The organism is Ktedonosporobacter rubrisoli (genome assembly GCF_004208415.1).
In the GTDB taxonomy this organism is placed as follows: Bacteria; Chloroflexota; Ktedonobacteria; order Ktedonobacterales; family Ktedonobacteraceae; genus Ktedonosporobacter; species Ktedonosporobacter rubrisoli.
Genome location: NZ_CP035758.1, coordinates 10824948 through 10843123, shown reverse-complemented (window position 1 = coordinate 10843123; position 18176 = coordinate 10824948). Strand labels below are relative to the sequence as shown.

General features: G+C 47.5%; 16 protein-coding genes. 3 read left to right on the top strand and 13 right to left on the bottom strand.

All coding sequences use genetic code 11. From position 1 onward, the window contains the following. Window positions 1-3 precede the first annotated feature (3 nt). The 3 genes from EPA93_RS46100 to EPA93_RS46090 form a co-directional block, all read right to left on the bottom strand. Window positions 4-603, bottom strand: a complete 600-nt coding sequence (locus tag EPA93_RS46100) for a hypothetical protein (RefSeq protein ID WP_129894017.1) — start codon at window positions 601-603, stop codon at window positions 4-6. 273 nt (window positions 604-876) lie between these two features. Beyond that, window positions 877-2433 (bottom strand): tetratricopeptide repeat protein, encoded by a 1557-nt coding sequence (locus tag EPA93_RS46095; RefSeq protein ID WP_479723986.1) that lies wholly within the window; start codon window positions 2431-2433, stop codon window positions 877-879. Window positions 2434-2719: 286 nt separating this feature from the next. Then, window positions 2720-3628 (bottom strand): helix-turn-helix transcriptional regulator, encoded by a 909-nt coding sequence (locus tag EPA93_RS46090; RefSeq protein WP_129894015.1) that lies wholly within the window; start codon window positions 3626-3628, stop codon window positions 2720-2722. A gap of 750 nt (window positions 3629-4378) precedes the next feature. Here EPA93_RS46090 and EPA93_RS46085 point away from each other — a divergent pair. Beyond that, window positions 4379-4636: a hypothetical protein gene (locus EPA93_RS46085; RefSeq protein ID WP_129894014.1), complete on the top strand. Its 258-nt coding sequence runs from the start codon at window positions 4379-4381 to the stop codon at window positions 4634-4636. Window positions 4637-4987: 351 nt separating this feature from the next. On the opposite strand, the gene EPA93_RS46080 is transcribed toward EPA93_RS46085, so the two are convergent. From EPA93_RS46080 to EPA93_RS46065, 4 genes are all read right to left on the bottom strand, one after another. After that, the gene (locus tag EPA93_RS46080) at window positions 4988-5869 is read right to left on the bottom strand and encodes a carbohydrate ABC transporter permease (protein WP_129894013.1); all 882 of its coding nucleotides are present in this window, start codon (window positions 5867-5869) and stop codon (window positions 4988-4990) included. Window positions 5870-5901: 32 nt separating this feature from the next. Further along, window positions 5902-6846: a carbohydrate ABC transporter permease gene (locus EPA93_RS46075; RefSeq protein WP_129894012.1), complete on the bottom strand. Its 945-nt coding sequence runs from the start codon at window positions 6844-6846 to the stop codon at window positions 5902-5904. A gap of 147 nt (window positions 6847-6993) precedes the next feature. After that, complete coding sequence (locus EPA93_RS46070) at window positions 6994-8304, bottom strand: ABC transporter substrate-binding protein (protein ID WP_129894011.1); 1311 nt, start codon at window positions 8302-8304, stop codon at window positions 6994-6996. A 203-nt stretch (window positions 8305-8507) separates the two neighbouring features. After that, window positions 8508-9593 (bottom strand): LacI family DNA-binding transcriptional regulator, encoded by a 1086-nt coding sequence (locus EPA93_RS46065; protein ID WP_129894010.1) that lies wholly within the window; start codon window positions 9591-9593, stop codon window positions 8508-8510. A gap of 808 nt (window positions 9594-10401) precedes the next feature. Here EPA93_RS46065 and EPA93_RS46060 point away from each other — a divergent pair. Continuing rightward, window positions 10402-11715 carry a cytochrome P450 gene (locus EPA93_RS46060; protein ID WP_129894009.1) on the top strand — a complete coding sequence of 438 codons (1314 nt, stop codon included), beginning with the start codon at window positions 10402-10404 and terminating at the stop codon, window positions 11713-11715. Window positions 11716-11842: 127 nt separating this feature from the next. Here EPA93_RS46060 and EPA93_RS46055 read toward each other — a convergent pair whose 3' ends face one another. The 5 genes from EPA93_RS46055 to EPA93_RS46035 all read right to left on the bottom strand — a co-directional run bounded on the left by EPA93_RS46055 (window position 11843) and on the right by EPA93_RS46035 (window position 16270). Next, on the bottom strand, window positions 11843-12298 hold the full coding sequence (locus EPA93_RS46055; protein WP_129894008.1) for a hypothetical protein: 456 nt from the start codon (window positions 12296-12298) through the stop codon (window positions 11843-11845). 70 nt (window positions 12299-12368) lie between these two features. Next, window positions 12369-12827 (bottom strand): hypothetical protein, encoded by a 459-nt coding sequence (locus EPA93_RS46050; RefSeq protein ID WP_129894007.1) that lies wholly within the window; start codon window positions 12825-12827, stop codon window positions 12369-12371. Window positions 12828-12920: 93 nt separating this feature from the next. Next, window positions 12921-13823 carry a hypothetical protein gene (locus EPA93_RS46045; RefSeq protein WP_129894006.1) on the bottom strand — a complete coding sequence of 301 codons (903 nt, stop codon included), beginning with the start codon at window positions 13821-13823 and terminating at the stop codon, window positions 12921-12923. Between the two features lie 127 nt (window positions 13824-13950). Continuing rightward, a complete protein-coding gene (locus EPA93_RS46040; protein WP_129894005.1) occupies window positions 13951-15912 on the bottom strand; it encodes a caspase family protein in 1962 nt (653 codons plus the stop codon). Window positions 15913-16003: 91 nt separating this feature from the next. Then, a complete protein-coding gene (locus tag EPA93_RS46035; protein WP_129894004.1) occupies window positions 16004-16270 on the bottom strand; it encodes a hypothetical protein in 267 nt (88 codons plus the stop codon). Window positions 16271-16530: 260 nt separating this feature from the next. On the opposite strand from EPA93_RS46035, the gene EPA93_RS46030 reads away from it, so the two are divergent. Continuing rightward, on the top strand, window positions 16531-17310 hold the full coding sequence (locus tag EPA93_RS46030) for a TIR domain-containing protein (protein ID WP_129894003.1): 780 nt from the start codon (window positions 16531-16533) through the stop codon (window positions 17308-17310). A 481-nt stretch (window positions 17311-17791) separates the two neighbouring features. On the opposite strand, the gene EPA93_RS46025 is transcribed toward EPA93_RS46030, so the two are convergent. Then, complete coding sequence (locus tag EPA93_RS46025) at window positions 17792-18109, bottom strand: hypothetical protein (protein WP_207229377.1); 318 nt, start codon at window positions 18107-18109, stop codon at window positions 17792-17794. Window positions 18110-18176 lie beyond the last annotated feature (67 nt).

The window sequence follows — 18176 nt, the reverse complement described above, 5'->3', positions numbered from 1 at the left end:
AGTTTAATGAGTCTTAAATGATGCCACCATCGACTTGAAAAACGTTTGATAGGCGCTTTTGAAGTTTGTCGAGCTGGCTATATAGTCGATGCTATATGACTTGTTGTTATGTAAGTTAGTTGATATCAGAATGCCAATCTGCTTTTCTTTCCCGCCAGCCTGCCCCCCATCAGCTGGCATGCAGTCAAACTGTGACTGCTGCCACGTCTCGCCATTGACTTGCACTTGCTGTATGCCACTTCCAACCATTTTGCAATTGTCTTTTGCCAGGGTTCCAAACTCAATCTGTAGTGGGTTCGGTGGGCTGTTAGGGTCCTGGACAAAGACATGCAATGATGCAGAGTCGTCAGGGGCGCTGAAGATGCTCCCATTGTTTCCATCTGACCCTACAGTCCATGATCCCGGATACTTAATGGTGAAGCCGTTCCCTTGATAAGATGTAAGGGTAGCAGTTGGCGTCGAAGCCATTGACTGCGTTGTCGTTATTGCCGATGTCTGAGCCGAAGGAGAAGCCGCAGCTACATTGCCTGAACCACAGGCCGAGAGTAACGCTATCATGAGGAAAAGACTGCTTGCTAACGGAAGAAACAAAATCCTTTTCATACTTTTACTTCCTTATTATTTTATCTTTCCACTATAAAACATGTGATTCGCATTTCCATCACATGGATATGTTTTACTTTTCCTTGAAATTATAGCAATAAATCTATATTACCACAGTGACATGCTTCGCTAATATGTTGGTAATATCTTACTATTGATGTGGCGGGCTACCGTATCGATCTTAGCTCAGTATTATAGGAAGGTGAAAGCCGAGAGCATAGTCCCCAGCAAAATCTTTAGAGGTGAGCCAGTCTTCTATATTTCATTGGCGATCTACATAGATGGAGGGTCGGGACTGAAGGGCTGCTCAAAGATAGCACCGGCTTGTTGCATGAGCATGTCGGCGCGCTCTCCTTGTCCTCTCCTTCGGTAAAGCTGCACCAGAGCAGTGAGACTCCTTGCTCTATCTGGATGAAGCGAATCCAGATACTGTTCTCGAATATGGAGTGCTCGCCGTAAGAGTAGCTCAGCTTGCTCATCATTGCGCTGCTTTATATAGAGTATCGCCAGATCATGGAGCGAGGCGGCAACCTCGGGATGCTCAAGCCCAAATACCTGTTCATGAATGTGCAAAGCTTGCTCGAAGAGAGGTTTAGCCTGCGCGAACTTGCCCTGCTCTCGATAAAGTACGGCTAAACCGTTAAGTGAGCGTCCAACGGTAGAATGGTCAGGGCCCAGCTCTTGCCTCTGAATATGTAATGTGCGCTGAAAGAGCGACTCGGCCTGCTCATAGCGACCCTGGTCCCTATACAACACTGCTAGATTATAGAGTGAACGAGCTACTATGTGATGCTCAGGCCCCAGCGTCTGTTCGCGGATTTGTAAGGCGCGTTGGAAAAGCGGTTCGGCTTGCTCATAATGATTCTGGTTGCGGTACAGCACTGCTAGATTAATAAGCGTATCGGCCAGGAGTAGGTGTTCAGGCCCCAGCACTTGCTCTTGCAAGCGTAAGGCATGTTGGAAAAGCGGTTCGGCTTGCTCATAGCGACCCTGGTCCCTATACAACACTGCTAGATTATAGAGCGAATGAGCAACATCTGGATGATCTGGCTTCAAGATCTGTTCGCGGATTTGCAAGGCGCGTTGGAAAAGCGGTTCGGCTTGCTCGAACTTACCTTGCTTCCAGGCAAGCAGGGCCAGATTGTTGATTGTGCTGGCGATCCCGAGCGGATCAGGTTGTCCCTGCTGCTCCTGCATAAGTAACGATTGGTGGAAGAGAGATTTAGCTTGCTCGAACTTACCTTGCTCCCAGGCAAGCAGGGCCAGATTATTTAGAATTTCTCCAACCTGTACATAGGGTGATCCAGGATGCAGTTCCTCAATAGCCTTTGCACGCTCATTAAGTGCTTCAGCAAGGGCATATTTTCCCTCTCTCCACAGCCGCTCACCTTGCAATACCAGGAAAGGAATGAGGGCTGGATGTTTGTCTCCATAGTATTGTTCTCCCAGCCTTATTGCCTGCTCCAGCACGGACCCGGCCTCGCGCAAACGCGTGCGCCGCACGAGATAGCGCCCTACCTTCAACAGTAATGCGCTTGCTTCCGGAAGTTCTTTTTCTAGCCCAGCGAGTAAAGATATACAGGCCAGAGCCTGTACCAGATAGCGTTCGCATTTGCCCCAGGTCTCTACTTCGCCCTGATCCCAGGTACCCGCCCTTCCTTCGGGAAAGACTGCATGCATCATGCGGACGACGCGCTGACTCCAGAGGCGCACCTCCTCTGGCTTCATTTGCTCACGGATGACTACTTGTACCAGCCGATGCAGAGACAAGATGTGTTGGTCCCTCTGCCGCTGGATCAGTGACAGCTTGCGCAAGACCGCCAGCGCCATATCAAGCTGAAGAGAGCTATCCCCAGGATGGCAAGTCCAGGGCCCAGATGCAGTGCACCCTCCAGAAAGAGTTCCTCTGGGATCGCTTCGGCATGCAGTAACGCACATACCCGCAACAAATCTACAGCAACTTGCTGTTCCTGTTCTACCCGAGCAAGTGAGAGTCTAAACGTTGTCGCCACTGACTGCGGGTGTTGAGTTGCCAGGCTGCCACGCTGCTCCAACAAGAACATCTGTTGCCTCAAGTAACGCTGCAGATAGTCGCTGAGGCTGCAGCCGGTTTCTTCTACATAGGCTCCAGCTTGATCAAGCGCCAGAGGCAATCCCCCAGCAACTCGACCAGTTGTATGGCCGCATCATAGGTAGCTGGTTCTTGCTCAGCAAGCCTGAATATCTGCTCTGGCCCTGAAGCGTGCTCAGCCATGCCCGCCCGCCGCAACAGCAACAGCAAGGCAGCTTCCTCTTCCAGGGGAAGCACCTCAATGCTGCGTGCCAGTGTGCTCAAACCTTGCTGACGGGTTGTGAGCAGAAAGGCTCCCTGCCAGCTCAGGGAAAGGAAGCGCTGGAGCAAGTCGAGGTCTTCTATATTATCCCAGATCAAGAGCCACTTATCGTGAGTGCTTAACCAGTGTATCACGTCTTCGATGATCCGTTGCTGGTCCACCACCCCATCTTTTGTAAGGCCGAGCAGCCTGGCAACGCGCTCCAGACTGGAGAGCACGCGTTCGGCTGTCTCTGCCTCTATCCAGAAGATGGCACGATATTCCAGAACGCACCGATAAGCAATTTCCAGGGCAAGTTGCGTTTTGCCAACCCCTGCCAGGCCGTGCAAAGAGACAAGTTTGGGAAGCGAAACAGATCTCGCAGGACTCAGAAAGCGCTGGAGAAGCTCCAGGGTGTCCTCATGCCCGGTGAAAACCAGATTGCGCGGAAAAGGTACGCCCCAGATCGGGCTTGGAGCCGTCAGACTTACCTCTAGCAAGCGCCGCGTTTCTTGTTCATCTAGCTTCAGGTGCTTACCTAATTCGAGCACAATAGCCTTGCTCGCCGGGAGCACTTCCCCTTGCTCCCAGCGAATAATGGCATGACGTTGCATGCCTATGTTCCTGGCAAGTTGCTCCTGGGTGATGCTCGCACGCTTACGAAAAGCACGCAGAAGTGCGCCAAAGGCTTCAGTATCAAGGTCGATTGTCATACTTTACCTGATTGCTTCCTCTTTCCGGATTATGATCTCTAAGACTAGCGGTTCTATGGAAAGCTGCTCCCTTGTAGATATATGCTCCTTATTCTAGAGCATATTGGCAGACACTGGCCACGACATTTCCCTGACATCAATCGTTATAAATACTTCAGTAAGTATTAATGCCAAATTTCCTGCTTTCTCAGGCCTGCTCTCAGCAGTTAGGAATTCCGATAATGAGGCAATTAATCATATCTACTTTTATAGATCAACTTGCAAACAACATTTTCTTTCTCCATATGCTCTAAATATGTTCAAAATATAATCATACAAGACAATAATCTTAAAAATATCTATCATCCGCAATGACACGTTAAATTGCCAATAATCATCAATGCACAATCCCATATTTGTGCTACCTCAGAAGAGGATCATGTAGCATAGATTGCAACATTGTAAGATCCCCGTCACTGCCCCTACGCCATCTTTAGTAGTGCAGAAGGGTGCCATTTCATTAATGCTTCACATTTCCGCCAGCTCTTGGAGACCAGATGTTACGGCTAGAATTCAGTGATTGCCGCCCGATATAGCTTTATTAATTGTTCTTAATGCAATTATTACCCTGATTTGACGAATCCATACCAGATAAAGGGAAATGCATACACAATGTTTCGTTAAATGGAACATCCCTTTGGATATTCTTAAAGAGAGGTGCTAAATGGCTTTAGTATCTATCCCTAACCATCAACAAGAAAAGAGGCGTGTATGAAGAAACGTATAGTTACTTTCTTTGGGTTAAGTTTGCTCATCCCGGGACTTGCGCTTGGTATTCTTACCTATCATCCCCTGGACAGAGATTATTCCACTCCTAATGGAACACGAGTCACATCGGTTTCTCCAGCTGGAGATCGTGATGGCCCTACACCTGATGGAACACGGGTCACGCTGGTTTCTCCAGCTGGGGACAGAGATGCCCCTACGCCTAACGGAACAGGTGCCTCTCCGGCTGGAGACCGTGATTAGGATTCTGGCTTAACCTACCAGGAATAGAAATGTCCCTATTCCTGATGGAATAGGGGTTACCCGAGCTACTCTAGCTGGAGGTCACAATGTTTAAAGATATAATTTGGGAATTACCGAGAAGATGATATCTCTATGAGATAAGAGATCATCTGATGGGCGCGGAGAGTGAATGCTTCCTCTCACTTCTCCGCAAACATAGGGCGTATCGCTTCGCAAAATACCTGAACTTTAGATGAGCCTGCTGAATCGAGGGAAGCGCTCTTCAGTCTCAGATCTGGTACTTCCTTTGCTTCCATGTATCATGTCCTTTCTTCTTTTATCTTTCCCTTCTTCTAAGAAAATGGTTCATAATTACGCCTTCACGGAGCCCGCAATCAAGCCATTAATGTAGTAGCGCTGGAGCAGCAGAAAGATGACGATACAAGGTATAATCGTGATCATCAAGCCGGCATAGAGTGCGCCCAGGTTGACCTGTCCGTATAGCCCGCTCTCCAGATTAACCAGATAGACTGGCAGAGTGTATTTATCGTTATCGGTGATAAAGATCAGCGCCGCCAGGAACTCATTCCAGGTATTGAAGAAGGCAAAGAGGACAGCAGTAACGATGCCGGGAAATACCACAGGCAACATAACGCGCCACAAGAGTTGCCAGGAACTGCACCCATCGATCAGCGCTGCTTCCTCCAGTTCGCGTGGCACATTGTCGAACGAATTGCGCAACAAAAAGATGGCTACCGGCAACTGGAAGGTGACATAGACAAGGGAAAGTCCCAGTAGAGTGTTATCCAGGCCGATGAAATGGAGGAGCAGGAAGAGCGGGGTCAGAATCGATTGAAACGGGATCATAAGCGTGACCAAGATAAGCACAAAAATAATATTCTTCCCGGGAAAAGAGAAGCGCGAGAAACCATAGCCACCCAACACGCTAAGAATAGCTACGATTAGCACTGTCATCAACACAACCACGGTACTGTTCGCGAGATAGCCGAAAATGCCCGCACCGAAGACCTGGACGTAGCTCGTCCAGGAGATGTGCGAGGGTAAAAAGGTAGGAGGAACCGCCGCCGCCTCGCCAGGTGATTTGAGCGTCATAAGCGCAGTCCAGATCAGCGGAAAAAGAAAGAGGATCGCCAGCACACTACATACAACATAGTAGATGATGCGCGAGGTTGGACCCTTACCCCAGCCACGTCGCGCCCGAACTGCAGAGCTCTGTATAACTGAAACATTCATTGGCGTGACCTTTCAAGGTATAATCACATACATTAATATTTTGTCTCGCTACGCAGAAGATAGAGCTGGATAACGCTCAATATAACCAGGATACCAAGCAAGACGAGGGAAAGCGAAGCCCCATAGCCCAGTTTAAAGTAGGTGAACGACGTATTATAGATCCAATATACTGCCGTTATCGTCTGGTTTTGCGGGCCGCCCTGCGTCATGATGTAGAACTGATCGAAGGCCAGAACCGAGCCAATCACTGAAAGGACCAGAGCCAGGGCAAAGGTGCTACGCAAAAGCGGCAGCGTGATATAGTACAAACGTGCCCACCAGCCTGCGCCATCGGTACGGGCCGCATCGTAAAAATCATCGGGTATAGCATTCATGCCAACCAGGAAGAAGATCATCGAAAGGCCTACAGTCTTCCAGACCACCATGACGCCAATTGCAAAAATAGCTCTGGTTGGATCAGCCAGCCAGACAATTGGCTCATGAGTCAGTTTGAGCCCCTGTAAAATGGCATCGAAGACCCCCGTCTGGTCGTTGAACATCTGGGTCCACAAGATGCTAGAAGTGCCCAGTCCAACTACTACCGGTAGGAAGTAGGCGGTACGAAAGAAGCCCACACCTGGAACGCGCTGCTTGACGAGCAAAGCCAGGCCAAAGGCCACAAACATAATAATCGGCGTAACGGCAGCAGTATATTTCGCCGTGAAAAATAGGCTTTGCCAGAATTGCGCATCAGAGACTAAAGTGCGATAGTTCTGCAGCCCGATGAAGTTAGCACCGCCGATCAGCGACCAGTTGGTCAGGGACATATAGAACATCATCACGAGCGGGATGAGAAAAAATATAATCACGAAAGCCATGCTGGGAAGCACGAATAATATACCCGCGAGCTGGCGCCTCCGTTCGAGCGACGTGCGGACACGCTGCGTGCCAGGTGGCACTTCCACACGAGGAAGCTCTCTTTCTTCTACGTGTGCCATGATATTTCCCCTTTCTACAAGTCAGTCGATACAGGCCGTACATGATGCGTAACGGGTTGGGCCCCCATCATGTACAGCCTGCGGCGCCTAATGATTTTATGGAAGCGATGGAAAGCGTTGAGGCTCAGAAGCGGCACAGTTATCAGTTTAGCTCGAACTGTTAAGAATCTGCGTAAACTGTTGTTGTGCCGTATTGAGCGCCTGATCCACCTGCCCATCAAAGACTGCCTTCTGGATCGCAGCAATCCAGGGACCATTTGCATCGTTGAATAGCTGATTGTAATGCACGCTATATGGTGTTCTACCCTTCGCCATCGCATTTGCTACAGTCTGGTAGCGCGGGTCTTTCTGGCTGTATGGATTGGAAGAGAGATCGGTACGTACCGGGATCTGATTGTTCTTCGCGTACTGATTCAACTGTACATCATCGGATAGGCACCAGGAAATAAAGTCGTACGCCTCTGTGGCATGTTTAGAACCGCGCGGTACGCCGATAGTATCTCCACCGGCGAAGGAAGCGGTACCACCCTTTTCGCCGGGCAAGGGAGTGATACCAAAGTCAATATTAGGGTACTGATTCTTGATCGTAGCAATGGAGAACGCACCGGTACCAGTCATGCCTATTTTGCCAGTAGTGAACGCATTGAGGAAGTTTGTACCATCATCAACTCTGGCTCCCGGGGCAATCTGATTCTCGGACCACAATCGATGATAAAAGGTAAGGGCATCCTTCACAGCCGGCGAGGTCATTGTGGCCTGCGTACCGTCAGAATTGAGCACATCACCCCCGCTCGCCCAGATCAACGGCAGTAGCGTAAATGCGTTACAGCCAGCACAGCGGCCGGGAAAATAAAAGCCTTTGATGTCATTCCCCAGCGCCGTGATTTTTTTTGAATAGTCTTCAATTTCTTGCCACGTTGTTGGGGGCTTGTTTGGATCAAGGCCGGCCTTACGGAAGAGGTCTTTGTTATAGATCATAACAGAACCCTCTGCACTGAAGGGCAGACCGTAAACCTTATCATTATAGGTCGCCAGGCGAATGTGCGATGGGCTCAGTTTATCAAAATAAGGCAGCTTGTGCGCAAAGTTCGTAATGTCAGTCATCTGATTGGCGGCATCAAATGCAGGCAAATAGATAAGATCAATGGCAATGACATCAGGAGCAGTATTGGAGGCAAGCGCAGTGCCGAATTTGGTTACAAAATTGCTGTCGGGAATGGTAGTTAATTTGACCTGGTTCTTGTGAGATGCGTTGTAAGCCTTCACGAGAGGAGTAACAAAGTTTTGATCGCTGTTGCGAATCCAAAATGAAATCGTGGTAGCGCCGCTAGTGGTAGTGCTATTAGTAGCACCACTTGAGCCGAAGCCAGAGCCGGGCGAGCAGCTCATAAGATCCATCGAAGCAATCAGTATTAAAAGAAGGAGCCCCATTGCCCTGGTGATAAGTCGCACCTTCATAGATCTTGCTTCCTTTCCTTCTTGTTATGCTAGGCAAAAATATCAAACGTGATCAGCCATGCGGTTCTAGCTGTACTCGTGCGCTTCCTGAGAGGAAGTGTGTAGAGTAAGAGCATACTGTTGACAACACAACCTGTAGAAAGGATGGGTTGTCAAATAATCAGATGGTTTGTTTTATGCACTTAGATTGCGCATATTACAAGCTAATCGCCTTGATCTTCCTTCCTCCTTTCTGCCGTGCCGAGGGTATGGACGCCACAGGAATCGCGCACGATCAGACTGCATGGAAGACGGATAATCCCTGACGCTTTTTCTCCAGCGATCATAGCAAGCAGGCGCGTTCCCGCGATCCGCCCCAATTCATGAAGGTTCATATCCACAGTAGTAAGCGCGGGACGTGTGGCAGCGGCAATAATTTCCCAGTTATCAAAGCCAACTACGGCAACGTCAGCAGGAACCTTCACGCCGCGCTCGCGGAGAGCATCAACAACGCCACGCGCGATCTGGTCACTCCCACAGAAAATACCATCGATGCCAGGGTCCATTTCGAGCAAGAAGCCAACGGCACGATGTCCCCAGGCTTCCTGCCAGGGACCAGCCAGCGCCCGATGCCCTGGCAAATCAAGGCCATGCTCTTTTAATACCTGTCTCATCGCCTCCTGGCGGAGCTGTACCGCCTCGAAATAGCTTGGACCAGTGATATGAGCAAGGCGACGGCGACCGTGGGCAAGCAAGTGTTCGGTGGCAATGCGTGCGCCTTGAGCTTCATCCGGGAGCAAGCACAGCGCATCAGCCTCTTTGACCTGGGCATAGGCATAAAGCACAGGCGTATTTGTATTTCCAACATCGATAGGCACGCGTGCATCGATCCTTCTCCCCGTTACAATAATGCCATCAACCCGTTTGGCCAGCAGGGAGTTGATGTGCTGCTGCTCGCGTACAGCATCATCGCGTGCATCACAGAGAAAGACTGAAATCTGCGCGCTTCCCAAGGCGTCCTCTATTCCGCTCATAAGGGGAATGCTAAAACGCCCATAACTATCTGTAGTAATCAATCCAACGGTAAAGCTGCGACCTCGCAACAGACTTTGCGCCAGATCATTTGGCCGAAAACCCAGGCGTAGAGCTACTGCACGTACACGTTCTCGCGTCTCCTCCTTCAATTTTCCCTGGCCATTGAGCGCTTTAGAGACCGTGCCAATGGTTACGCCTGCTGCACGCGCCACATCATGAATTGTGACGGCATGCTGTTGTGGTAATTCTTGCTCGTTATCTAATTCACTACTCATTACTTCGACTTTGCGGCTAATCCATACGATCTTAGGACGATCAGGAAAGCCTTTTCCTTTTCTGATTCTTATGCTACACTCGACCTTAAAGAAAGTCAAGAGATTATGAGCTCTTCAGTATTCTACTTTTATTAAGAAATGGAGGCATACAGCGCCTAGTCCATCAGGGAAATAGGGACAAGTTTCTTGGCCTCGCTACGTAAATTAGTTATTGGGCCAGGAAAACGTTTTCCTTATACGTTGGGAATATGAAGACAGGGATAGCCAGAATTCATGCAGCTCAGCTTTGTAGAAAGCTAAACCGAGACCATGCTGACACCAGAAATCAGCAATAATCCCGCATCGCCCGCTAATAAATGCATCGTGGCAGCCTCTTGAATACTTTGTCTTATAGATGTGTCTTTATCCTCTCTGCCGGCCAATTTTCCTCTTCAGCAGCAAGATATCCTGCTGCACAAAATAGTATCCTCCACCCAATAAGCTGTACCAATCTATTCTCGCCCCTCTTGACGTATAGCACCATAAGAATGTATGCTTTCTAGCATAAGGCAAATGTCCATAGGTTTTCCTTCAGGAGGTGTGATTCCGATGAAAGCTCTTCTCATTCGCGTTGCGAAGGTATTCAGATTGGTCAGAGAGCCTGCAGGCCGGTATGTCTATGGAGCAGGGAAATTTGATCTGCCATAGTGCAGCAATTCTTGTAAGTTATTCTATGTAAGGTCCTGGAAAAGATGTTAGCAATAAGCCTCTTTTCCAGGAATGGTCGAGAAAGCCGATATGACAATAGCATCATTCTCGCAGATTGCCTATGCATGAAACAACTCAGCCTCAAGCGCTGACCAACTTACCTATGGTCGGTGATCTGGTACATTATGAACAAGACCGTCTGGCCTATCTCAAGCACCTGAAAGAAAGGCACGGAGATCTTGCCCGTTTTGATCATAATTTGTACTTTGCGTTTGACCCGGAAATCATTGAACAGACGTTGCTCAGGACGCATCAAGAATTTATTCCTGACGATTTTATCCGCCCCGCAGGCATTCCCTATTCGACAGCTCAAATTCAAGAAAAGTATGTCCAATGGAAGCAGTTTCGTTCGGGCCTACCCAAAGCACTCCACGTCAGTCGGGTACAAGCATTTGCCCCAACCATTTCCGCCCTGGCTGAGCAGCATCTTGCTACATGGCACCCCAGGCAGCAACTTAATTTCTCTTCTGAAATGCAAACACTTCTCTCGCGCATTACGGTTCAGTACTTCTTTGGCGCTGCCGGCGAAGCTCTCATTCCTCTGATTAATGCCTTCATTGACGCTCGTTTTCAGTTTTTTAATAGTCCATACTCCTTCCCCAAATGGTTTCCCCATCCGAAAAGAGTTCGGTTGCGCAAACTGGCACGGCAACTGCATGGACGTCTGTTGGAATGGGTCCAGCATACACGTGAGCATCCAGCAGAAGAGGAGACGCTGTTATCATTCTTACTCGCAGCAACTGGGCGAGATGAGCAGCCGCTCACCGACCACCTCATCTGTTTGATCCTGGCCGCCAACTTATTTCAAGCAGGACCAACAACAATTTCAGCGCTTTCCTGGCTTTGGTGGTTGCTTGCTGAGCACGCTGAGCCTGCCCAAAAATTTTATCAGGAGATCGATCATGTCCTGGCTGGCCGCGCGGCTGTAGCTTCCGATCTCTCACAACTGAAATATGTTGAATGTGCGATCAAAGAAACATTGCGTTTATATCCACCGGTCTGGCAGATAGGACGCGATATTGCTACCGATGGTGATCTCTGTGGATATACTTGCAGCAACGGGAAGCGCATTCGCATCGTTTCTTATCTGGCTCATCGTGATCCACGCTATTTTCAAGAGCCAGACGCCTTCCGTCCCGAACGCTGGCTGGATGAGGAATTTGTCAGAAAAGTACATAAAGGAGCCTATATTCCCTTTGGGACTGGACCAACCAGATGTCTTGGCTCACCCTTAGCCTTGACCGAAATCGGTCTCATTTCGGTGCTGATTGCCCAACGTTTTCACCTGCGTTTGCCCGCCAAAAAGCACGCGAAGGTCAGTCCACACCTGGTTTTACGCCCAGATAAACTGACATTGATAGTTGAGCCGCGCTAACCTTATAAGCAAAGCCCTGGCTCTCATAGAGAGGCTTGCTAAGGTAATCGCCTACCGGTAGGGTTGGCGACGATCTTCTTCGCTACGTTGTTCTACCCGTGTACGCCTCTGACATGGAATGTATGGCCTACAAACATGCGTTAGCTTTGAACAGCAAACGATCCATGCTCTGCACAATATCTTCTCTTTTTTGCTCAAAGGCGCTGAGTTGATAAAGAATGTGTTCTCGATGCTTGCAAGCTTCATAATATGAGCAATTCCTGTAAGCATGGTGAAGTGAAGCAATATCGTAGAGCAAATCATGGAGAAGACTTTTTGTATAATCAAGAGTAATCAGAAGAGGATGGCGAATCGAACGGGCCGGTAGAGGTAGGAGTTCTGGCGTATCAAGCAACTCAGAAAATTTGTACAATGGCTCTTCTGCTACACGCATAGATCGTACGATACGAGCACATTGTCCCGGGCCAATATCTCGCTCTTTCTCGATCAAGGCATGCGCATGTGATACTAAGTCTTTCATCTGTTGAAGATCATTCTGATAGTTTCGAATCTGCTTACGAAAAGCAGCAGATGAATCTCCCATGATCGACAACGCCTTTTGTATAGTGAAAAATCCTAATGCAAAAACAGTATACCATTGAATTGATCGAGGGTCAAACATTCATATTTGTAAATGCAGTGACGAGCGCCTGACAACATCTATCATAGCAGGTAAAGCAATCACTTTGCAATGTTACGTTAAAAGTCCCTTTATTTGCAATACTAGCATTGATGGTTTTTACAGCGAGACGAGCTGTTCGTAGCTCTCCGATAGCTGCGACGAGTGATTTATAAACCGTGCTGACAGACTCACAAGCTTTCTCCAGAAAGGCTATATCATCCTCATCCATCAACTGAGGGCTCATATCATTGACAACAGGGTTAAAGAGGAGGATATACCCCTTCAGTTCTTCTATCATCTTGTCAAGGCGCTGCACATCTATCTCATCGAGAGGAGCATAAGGCTGTAATGAAGCAATCAAAGATTTAAGACCTTCTTTGCAATCTTGAAATCTCGCTTCAATAGAAGATTCTTCGTTAGAAAATGGAGTTGAATTTGCATGCTCACTCAAGTAGGTCCGCCAATTTGCCATATCCAGGCGACATAATATTTTCAGTAATTATAACCAACCATGCATAGGCTGTGTGGCGTCGGTACTCTTATGCTAGTGCGTGCTCTCTGAGGAAGTGGGGGGAAATCGTTTAGGGATTTTTCTGCGTAGCTCTTTTTCTAAATCGTCAAGCCTATTCTCATTATACAGACAGAGCACAAGAGATAAAGAGGCTGCCGCGTGGCTTGTCTTGTCGAGACGATTCTGATTAACATGCAAGTTCAGGCATATTTCTTCAAGATCAAGAGAAGTGGTATATTGTGATAATTTCTCATATAATTCTTGCATTTTTGCCTTTTCAGCATCTTCATTAGAAGTTTGAGAAGAAGCGTTGGAGATAGAAGTCATATACGAAAGGGCTGGCGGATCTTGAATTAAAGGCTTCTGCTGCTCTATCTCGCTGATTAGCGATGAGGGGTCTGAAGGAGTGGAAGAAATAGGTTCTTCCTGGGCAGACGCCGGTAGCCCGGCCACCGAATCAGCATGATGGAGTAAAGCTTCTGCCTTCTCAAGGATATATTTCAGATAATTGTTGAAGTGAACAAGTTTTTCTTCCAGCAACTGAAGCGTTTCTAAAATACTGTTTCTTATATTTTTGCTTTCTTCAAGAGAGGTCCTAAAGCCCATGAGTGAAAAGTTTGAGCTAAGCAGTTGCAGCTGCTGTATATGCTTATTAATTTGATCCAGTGCTATGAGCAGTTGTTGACGATGGGTATCCACTGGAGAAAAGTGAAGCGGATGTTCTAAAAAATTCTTTAAACTTACGACTGGATGTTCGGAAGGAAACAGCGGAGCCACAAAGCGTGTACATTGTGATGACGTAATGTCCTTTTCTTTGTCGACCAGGCAATACGCTGCATGAGCATGCTGATGAAGAAGGACAAGTCTTTCAAAATGCGCCCGTATAGTAGCTAGTAGATAATTTTGCTTCGTATTGTCATCGCTGGGCAGTACCATAGTACCCCTGCTTTCCCTGTATATTCACATAATCATCTACAAAATATCACCCACTACAAGGAACTTATCTTGCTAAAGGCCAGGTATGGCAATGACAGAAATGGCTAAGGGATATCCACGCTACTGTTTATGCGAAACGCTTAGGGAAACGTTTGTGTAATTCTTCTTCTAATTCGTTAAGTCTATCTTGATTATAGAGAATTGTTGTTAACGAAAATACTTTTTCCGCATGAGAGCTCCCTCGTAGACGATTGTAATGTATATTGACGGCTAAACAGATCTCTTGTAAATCGAGATCGTTAGTACGAAGTTGCATAATTTGGTAAAGTTGGTCTCGCTGATCAGAGGCACGAGAGGGCATGCCAGGTCCATTTTGCTTGGGGAAATGCGCGAAAGCAGAACTTTTTTCGGCCTGCTGAAGCTGGCTCTTTATCCTGCTCACAGAGCTAATCGTAGGCGCCCGTCTCAACGTGCCAAAGATTTGGCGCAGCGCATAGATAACGCTGGCTAGATCCGTAAAACTACTCAAAGAGATATATTCACTCGCTCCCTTCCCATCCCAGAAAAATAGCACAGGAAGCTGTTCATACGCGTCAAAGTGGGCATTACGCAACACATCCAACTCACGCATGAAAACATATGCATTCGCGTCATAGGGACGCTTGAACTGCTCGACAATAGGATATACATCGCAAATAGTATCGGTAAGCTCGTCTAGATCAGCGAGATGTTTAGAGAGATAGCTAACAATTGCCTGGTCTTCCGATGTATAGAGAAAGAGAGCATGCAACGGAATAGCCCGATAGCGCTCCAGGGCATCTTCATTTGAAGAGAGAAGTTTCGCGCTCAACTTAAATCCTTCCTCCTTGGCCAATCTCTCTGCAAGTTCCTGGTGGACAGGACCTTTGAGCAGCGTTGCCAGATTCTCGGCGTCGTGAGTTGGAGAATGAATATGTTTTTCTGTCTCCGAGAGATTACTTTCTTCTTGAGTATGTAAGGGTGTCGTCTCCTCTGGACATTCTAAGAGAACAATTTCTCCTGTAACAACATAATGTAATCTGGGCGCTTGAATTACTCCCTGGCTAATGGCCCATTGCTTCACACCATGCGTGACATGACGGTTTACATCACCCACAGTGATGAGTCCATTTTCCTGCAACTTCGCTCTTCCTTGCAGGGCTTCTAAAAGATAATAGGTAAAAACACTACATTGCTTTTCTGGCCATTCATAGCTAAGCTGACCCTGTTGGCAAGAGGAAATAATGGCTAACCCCTCGGCGTCTCTGAAGACATCGTTGATAAATTCCTCAGACATAAAAGGTTTCCCTTTGGCTTGTAGAGTTGTACCAGAGTGGCAGGCATCTAAAATAATGACCTTGGCCCTGGCCTGTGCTGCCAACATAATACTTTTTATGCTACTTAGCGCAATACCTGTATATCGAACAGATGCTGTACCATTGCGCGGAATCAGATAACTTTCCCCTTCTTCAAGTCGGCCGTGGCCGCTAAAATAGAAGAGGAGTAGATCGTCAGGCTCGGTAGCTTGCGCTATCAGTTCCAGGGTTGTTAAGATGCGCTCTCGTGAAGGGATTAGCGATGTATGGTCTGTGAGAAGGTACATCTGCTCAGTTTTAAATTTACCCTTATTCAAGGTTGTGAAGAGAGATGTTGCATCTTGAACGCATACTTTTAGTTGCCCGTAAGAAAGGACATCTTCATACTGGTTAATCCCTACCAGCACTGCCCATTTCTCATGTGTGCCAAGCTTGAGAGGTACCACCCGTTTGATCTCTTGCCTCCTTTGTGAGGGGACAGGTAAAGATTCTCCCGGCTGGAGACTAACTGCTTGTGTAGGATCGCTAACCAATGCACTAAATGGAACGTTGATCTGATGATTGCTAGTCAGTTGGTCGAGGCGATAGACAAGTTCGTAACGAGCTCGTCGTGACAGCTCCGTTGAGCCAAAACGTCTTTCTTCCTCAAGATTTTCGTGTAGCGCAAGCGCCAGAACATTGAATTCTGCATACCATTCCGTTTGCTTTGCCAGATTCTTGAGCTTTTCTAGGGCCTCTTCATAATGCAGATTCATATTTTTTTTGCTCCCTGCTTGCTTAGCTTCAGAAGATCTTGGTGCCAGGTAGTTTTAGTAGATGGAGACGTCCCAAGAAGTTAAGCATGTATCATTCTTCCATCCGTACTTTCGCAGCTTGATAGAGTTTGTTTCCTTGTAACATCTCCTGCACGCTTTTTTGCCATGATTCATATGAATCATGGTCAAAGTCTTCTCTCTCCTGCTCAAATTCGGCCACGAGTAGCTTCAGTAAATTATGATTGATGTCACGTAGAGTTCGTACATCGGGATAATAGGTCTCTAACCAATGTATGAAATTTAACATTTTAGTACTTTCTACAAGCTTTACACCTTTTGAAGGGGGTATTTCTCTCATTGCTTGCTTCCCCGCTTATTTTCTTGTATAATGTTAAAGGTTTTATATGCGAAAATATATCATATAACCTATGTATTTTCAAATATTTCGTCTCCCTGTAAGTAAAATCTGGCAAGCCTTAATAACAAAAGTTGCAATTTACGTAAATTATATCTATTATGTATATTCTAATATAGAATGCTCCATGCGTTTACTCTTAACAAGAGATAGTTTGAAATTTCCTCATCGGCATAACTGGCGCTCGCTAAAAGATAGTGTAAATGTTAGCCTTTGCCCTGAATCGGGAGAAAATTATGCTGGACTATGAAGCTTGTCTTGCCCAAATGAGAAAGCGCTTACAGAATGCAGCTTGTTACCAAGAATTTCTTTTGGCTGAGCTTCGGCTCCAGGAGAATTTGCAGAGTGAACGGCTCTATGGAACAAATGAGCAGATCCGTTCCGACCGCGCCCGTGTTCTGGAGCAACTCAATCGTCTGGCATTGGAATATTTACACATCAGTTTTAATGACCTCTGCACAGCTTCCGCCGCCGCGTCAGCATATAAAGCAGCCGAACAGGTAGATCAATCGCCAGCCAGGGCAAAGCTGCAGACGAGTGTTGGTACCAATATTTTTATTAGCGCTGGCAGTGAAAGCAAAGACAAACGTTTTCTGAGCGAGCTAAAAACGCATTTAGGGCCTCTTGTGCGTGATGGCAAGATACATATCTGGGACGATTTGGCAATTCCTCCGGGAGTGAGACGGCAAGAAGAAATTCGTAAAGCTTTGCAGTCAGCAACTATAGCAATTTTGCTCATCAGCTCTGAGTTTTTTGCATCTGATTTTATTGCTAAACATGAGTTACCTTATTTCATTGAGCAAGCCAAACTTGAGTGCCTGACTATTTTATGTGTTATTGCTCGTCACAGCTCTTTTTTGAATTCCGAACTGGCAGATTTCCAGCCTGTCAATAATCCAACCCGTCCGTTACAAGCCATGAGCCAGACAGAGCGTGATATGGTTTGGCTGCAGGTGACCAATGTTATTCGAAAGCAGCTCTAGCTAATATCAGCTAACGAACAGAAATATCAAGAGAGAACCTGGATGTCCTGACAGGAAATCTAGATGAACGGAACGTGATATTCGGCAAGCGGCGGATTCATGATTCCTCTGGCGCTCTTCAAACAACATCTCCTCTGTCAGAGTCATACCGATGTCCATAATAACCTCAACACGCAACTGGTTCAGGACGGTTTTTGGCTTCACAATCCTGCCACAATCGCACGAGCCGAGCCAGCATGACACACGCGCCTCACCTCAGGCTTCATTATGCGCATCTGCTTGACCCCATTTGATCGAGTCCTGAACATTTCACATTCCCCGACTCTTTCAAATGGGGAAAGCTCAAGCTGGATAGGTCGAGCAGCACCGCGAGGGAAAATAGGGCATGTGGAATCTTCTTAGCGCGTTCAACGTCGCCCTGGCTCTAATCTGGGGATAGAGCCTCGTCCCTGGCGTGGGCAAGATCAAGGATGTACCTGATCTAGAAAGACCAGATGCCCGCTTCCCTTGCACGTGCTGAGATCAATATCTGCCACACAGCGCACTTTCTCATAATTGAGCGTGAGGCTGCCCTCGACATGCGCCACTCCTTGGCCCTGTGCGAAATCAGCCTGGCTGAGATCCGTTGCTCTCGATCGACCCTCACGCCCAGATCCGTGCCCCCACGTGTCCCCGTAAATTTGATAAAAACATAGCCCATCTCATTTATGCGCTGCTCAAACTCTTGCAATGAAGGGCGAGGACCTCCCACCGTCACGGGATGCACTCCTTGCGAAAGTCGGCTGACCAGTTCATCCATGCTGTTCTTTCCTTTCTCTTACCGAAATTGCGCTCGCCTGCTTTTGTCTCAAGCAAATCTGCAGACG

Excerpts from the sequence above, each read along its gene's own strand:
- EPA93_RS46100 (WP_129894017.1), bottom strand. The coding sequence starts at position 603 with ATGAAAAGGATTTTGTTTCTTCCGTTAGCAAGCAGTCTTTTCCTCATG.
- EPA93_RS46095 (WP_479723986.1), bottom strand. The coding sequence starts at position 2,433 with ATGGCGCTGGCGGTCTTGCGCAAGCTGTCACTGATCCAGCGGCAGAGG.
- EPA93_RS46090 (WP_129894015.1), bottom strand. The coding sequence starts at position 3,628 with ATGACAATCGACCTTGATACTGAAGCCTTTGGCGCACTTCTGCGTGCT.
- EPA93_RS46085 (WP_129894014.1), top strand. The coding sequence starts at position 4,379 with ATGAAGAAACGTATAGTTACTTTCTTTGGGTTAAGTTTGCTCATCCCG.
- EPA93_RS46080 (WP_129894013.1), bottom strand. The coding sequence starts at position 5,869 with ATGAATGTTTCAGTTATACAGAGCTCTGCAGTTCGGGCGCGACGTGGC.
- EPA93_RS46075 (WP_129894012.1), bottom strand. The coding sequence starts at position 6,846 with ATGGCACACGTAGAAGAAAGAGAGCTTCCTCGTGTGGAAGTGCCACCT.
- EPA93_RS46070 (WP_129894011.1), bottom strand. The coding sequence starts at position 8,304 with ATGAAGGTGCGACTTATCACCAGGGCAATGGGGCTCCTTCTTTTAATA.
- EPA93_RS46065 (WP_129894010.1), bottom strand. The coding sequence starts at position 9,593 with ATGAGTAGTGAATTAGATAACGAGCAAGAATTACCACAACAGCATGCC.
- EPA93_RS46060 (WP_129894009.1), top strand. The coding sequence starts at position 10,402 with ATGCATGAAACAACTCAGCCTCAAGCGCTGACCAACTTACCTATGGTC.
- EPA93_RS46055 (WP_129894008.1), bottom strand. The coding sequence starts at position 12,298 with ATGGGAGATTCATCTGCTGCTTTTCGTAAGCAGATTCGAAACTATCAG.
- EPA93_RS46045 (WP_129894006.1), bottom strand. The coding sequence starts at position 13,823 with ATGGTACTGCCCAGCGATGACAATACGAAGCAAAATTATCTACTAGCT.
- EPA93_RS46040 (WP_129894005.1), bottom strand. The coding sequence starts at position 15,912 with ATGAATCTGCATTATGAAGAGGCCCTAGAAAAGCTCAAGAATCTGGCA.
- EPA93_RS46035 (WP_129894004.1), bottom strand. The coding sequence starts at position 16,270 with ATGAGAGAAATACCCCCTTCAAAAGGTGTAAAGCTTGTAGAAAGTACT.
- EPA93_RS46030 (WP_129894003.1), top strand. The coding sequence starts at position 16,531 with ATGTTAGCCTTTGCCCTGAATCGGGAGAAAATTATGCTGGACTATGAA.
- EPA93_RS46025 (WP_207229377.1), bottom strand. The coding sequence starts at position 18,109 with ATGGATGAACTGGTCAGCCGACTTTCGCAAGGAGTGCATCCCGTGACG.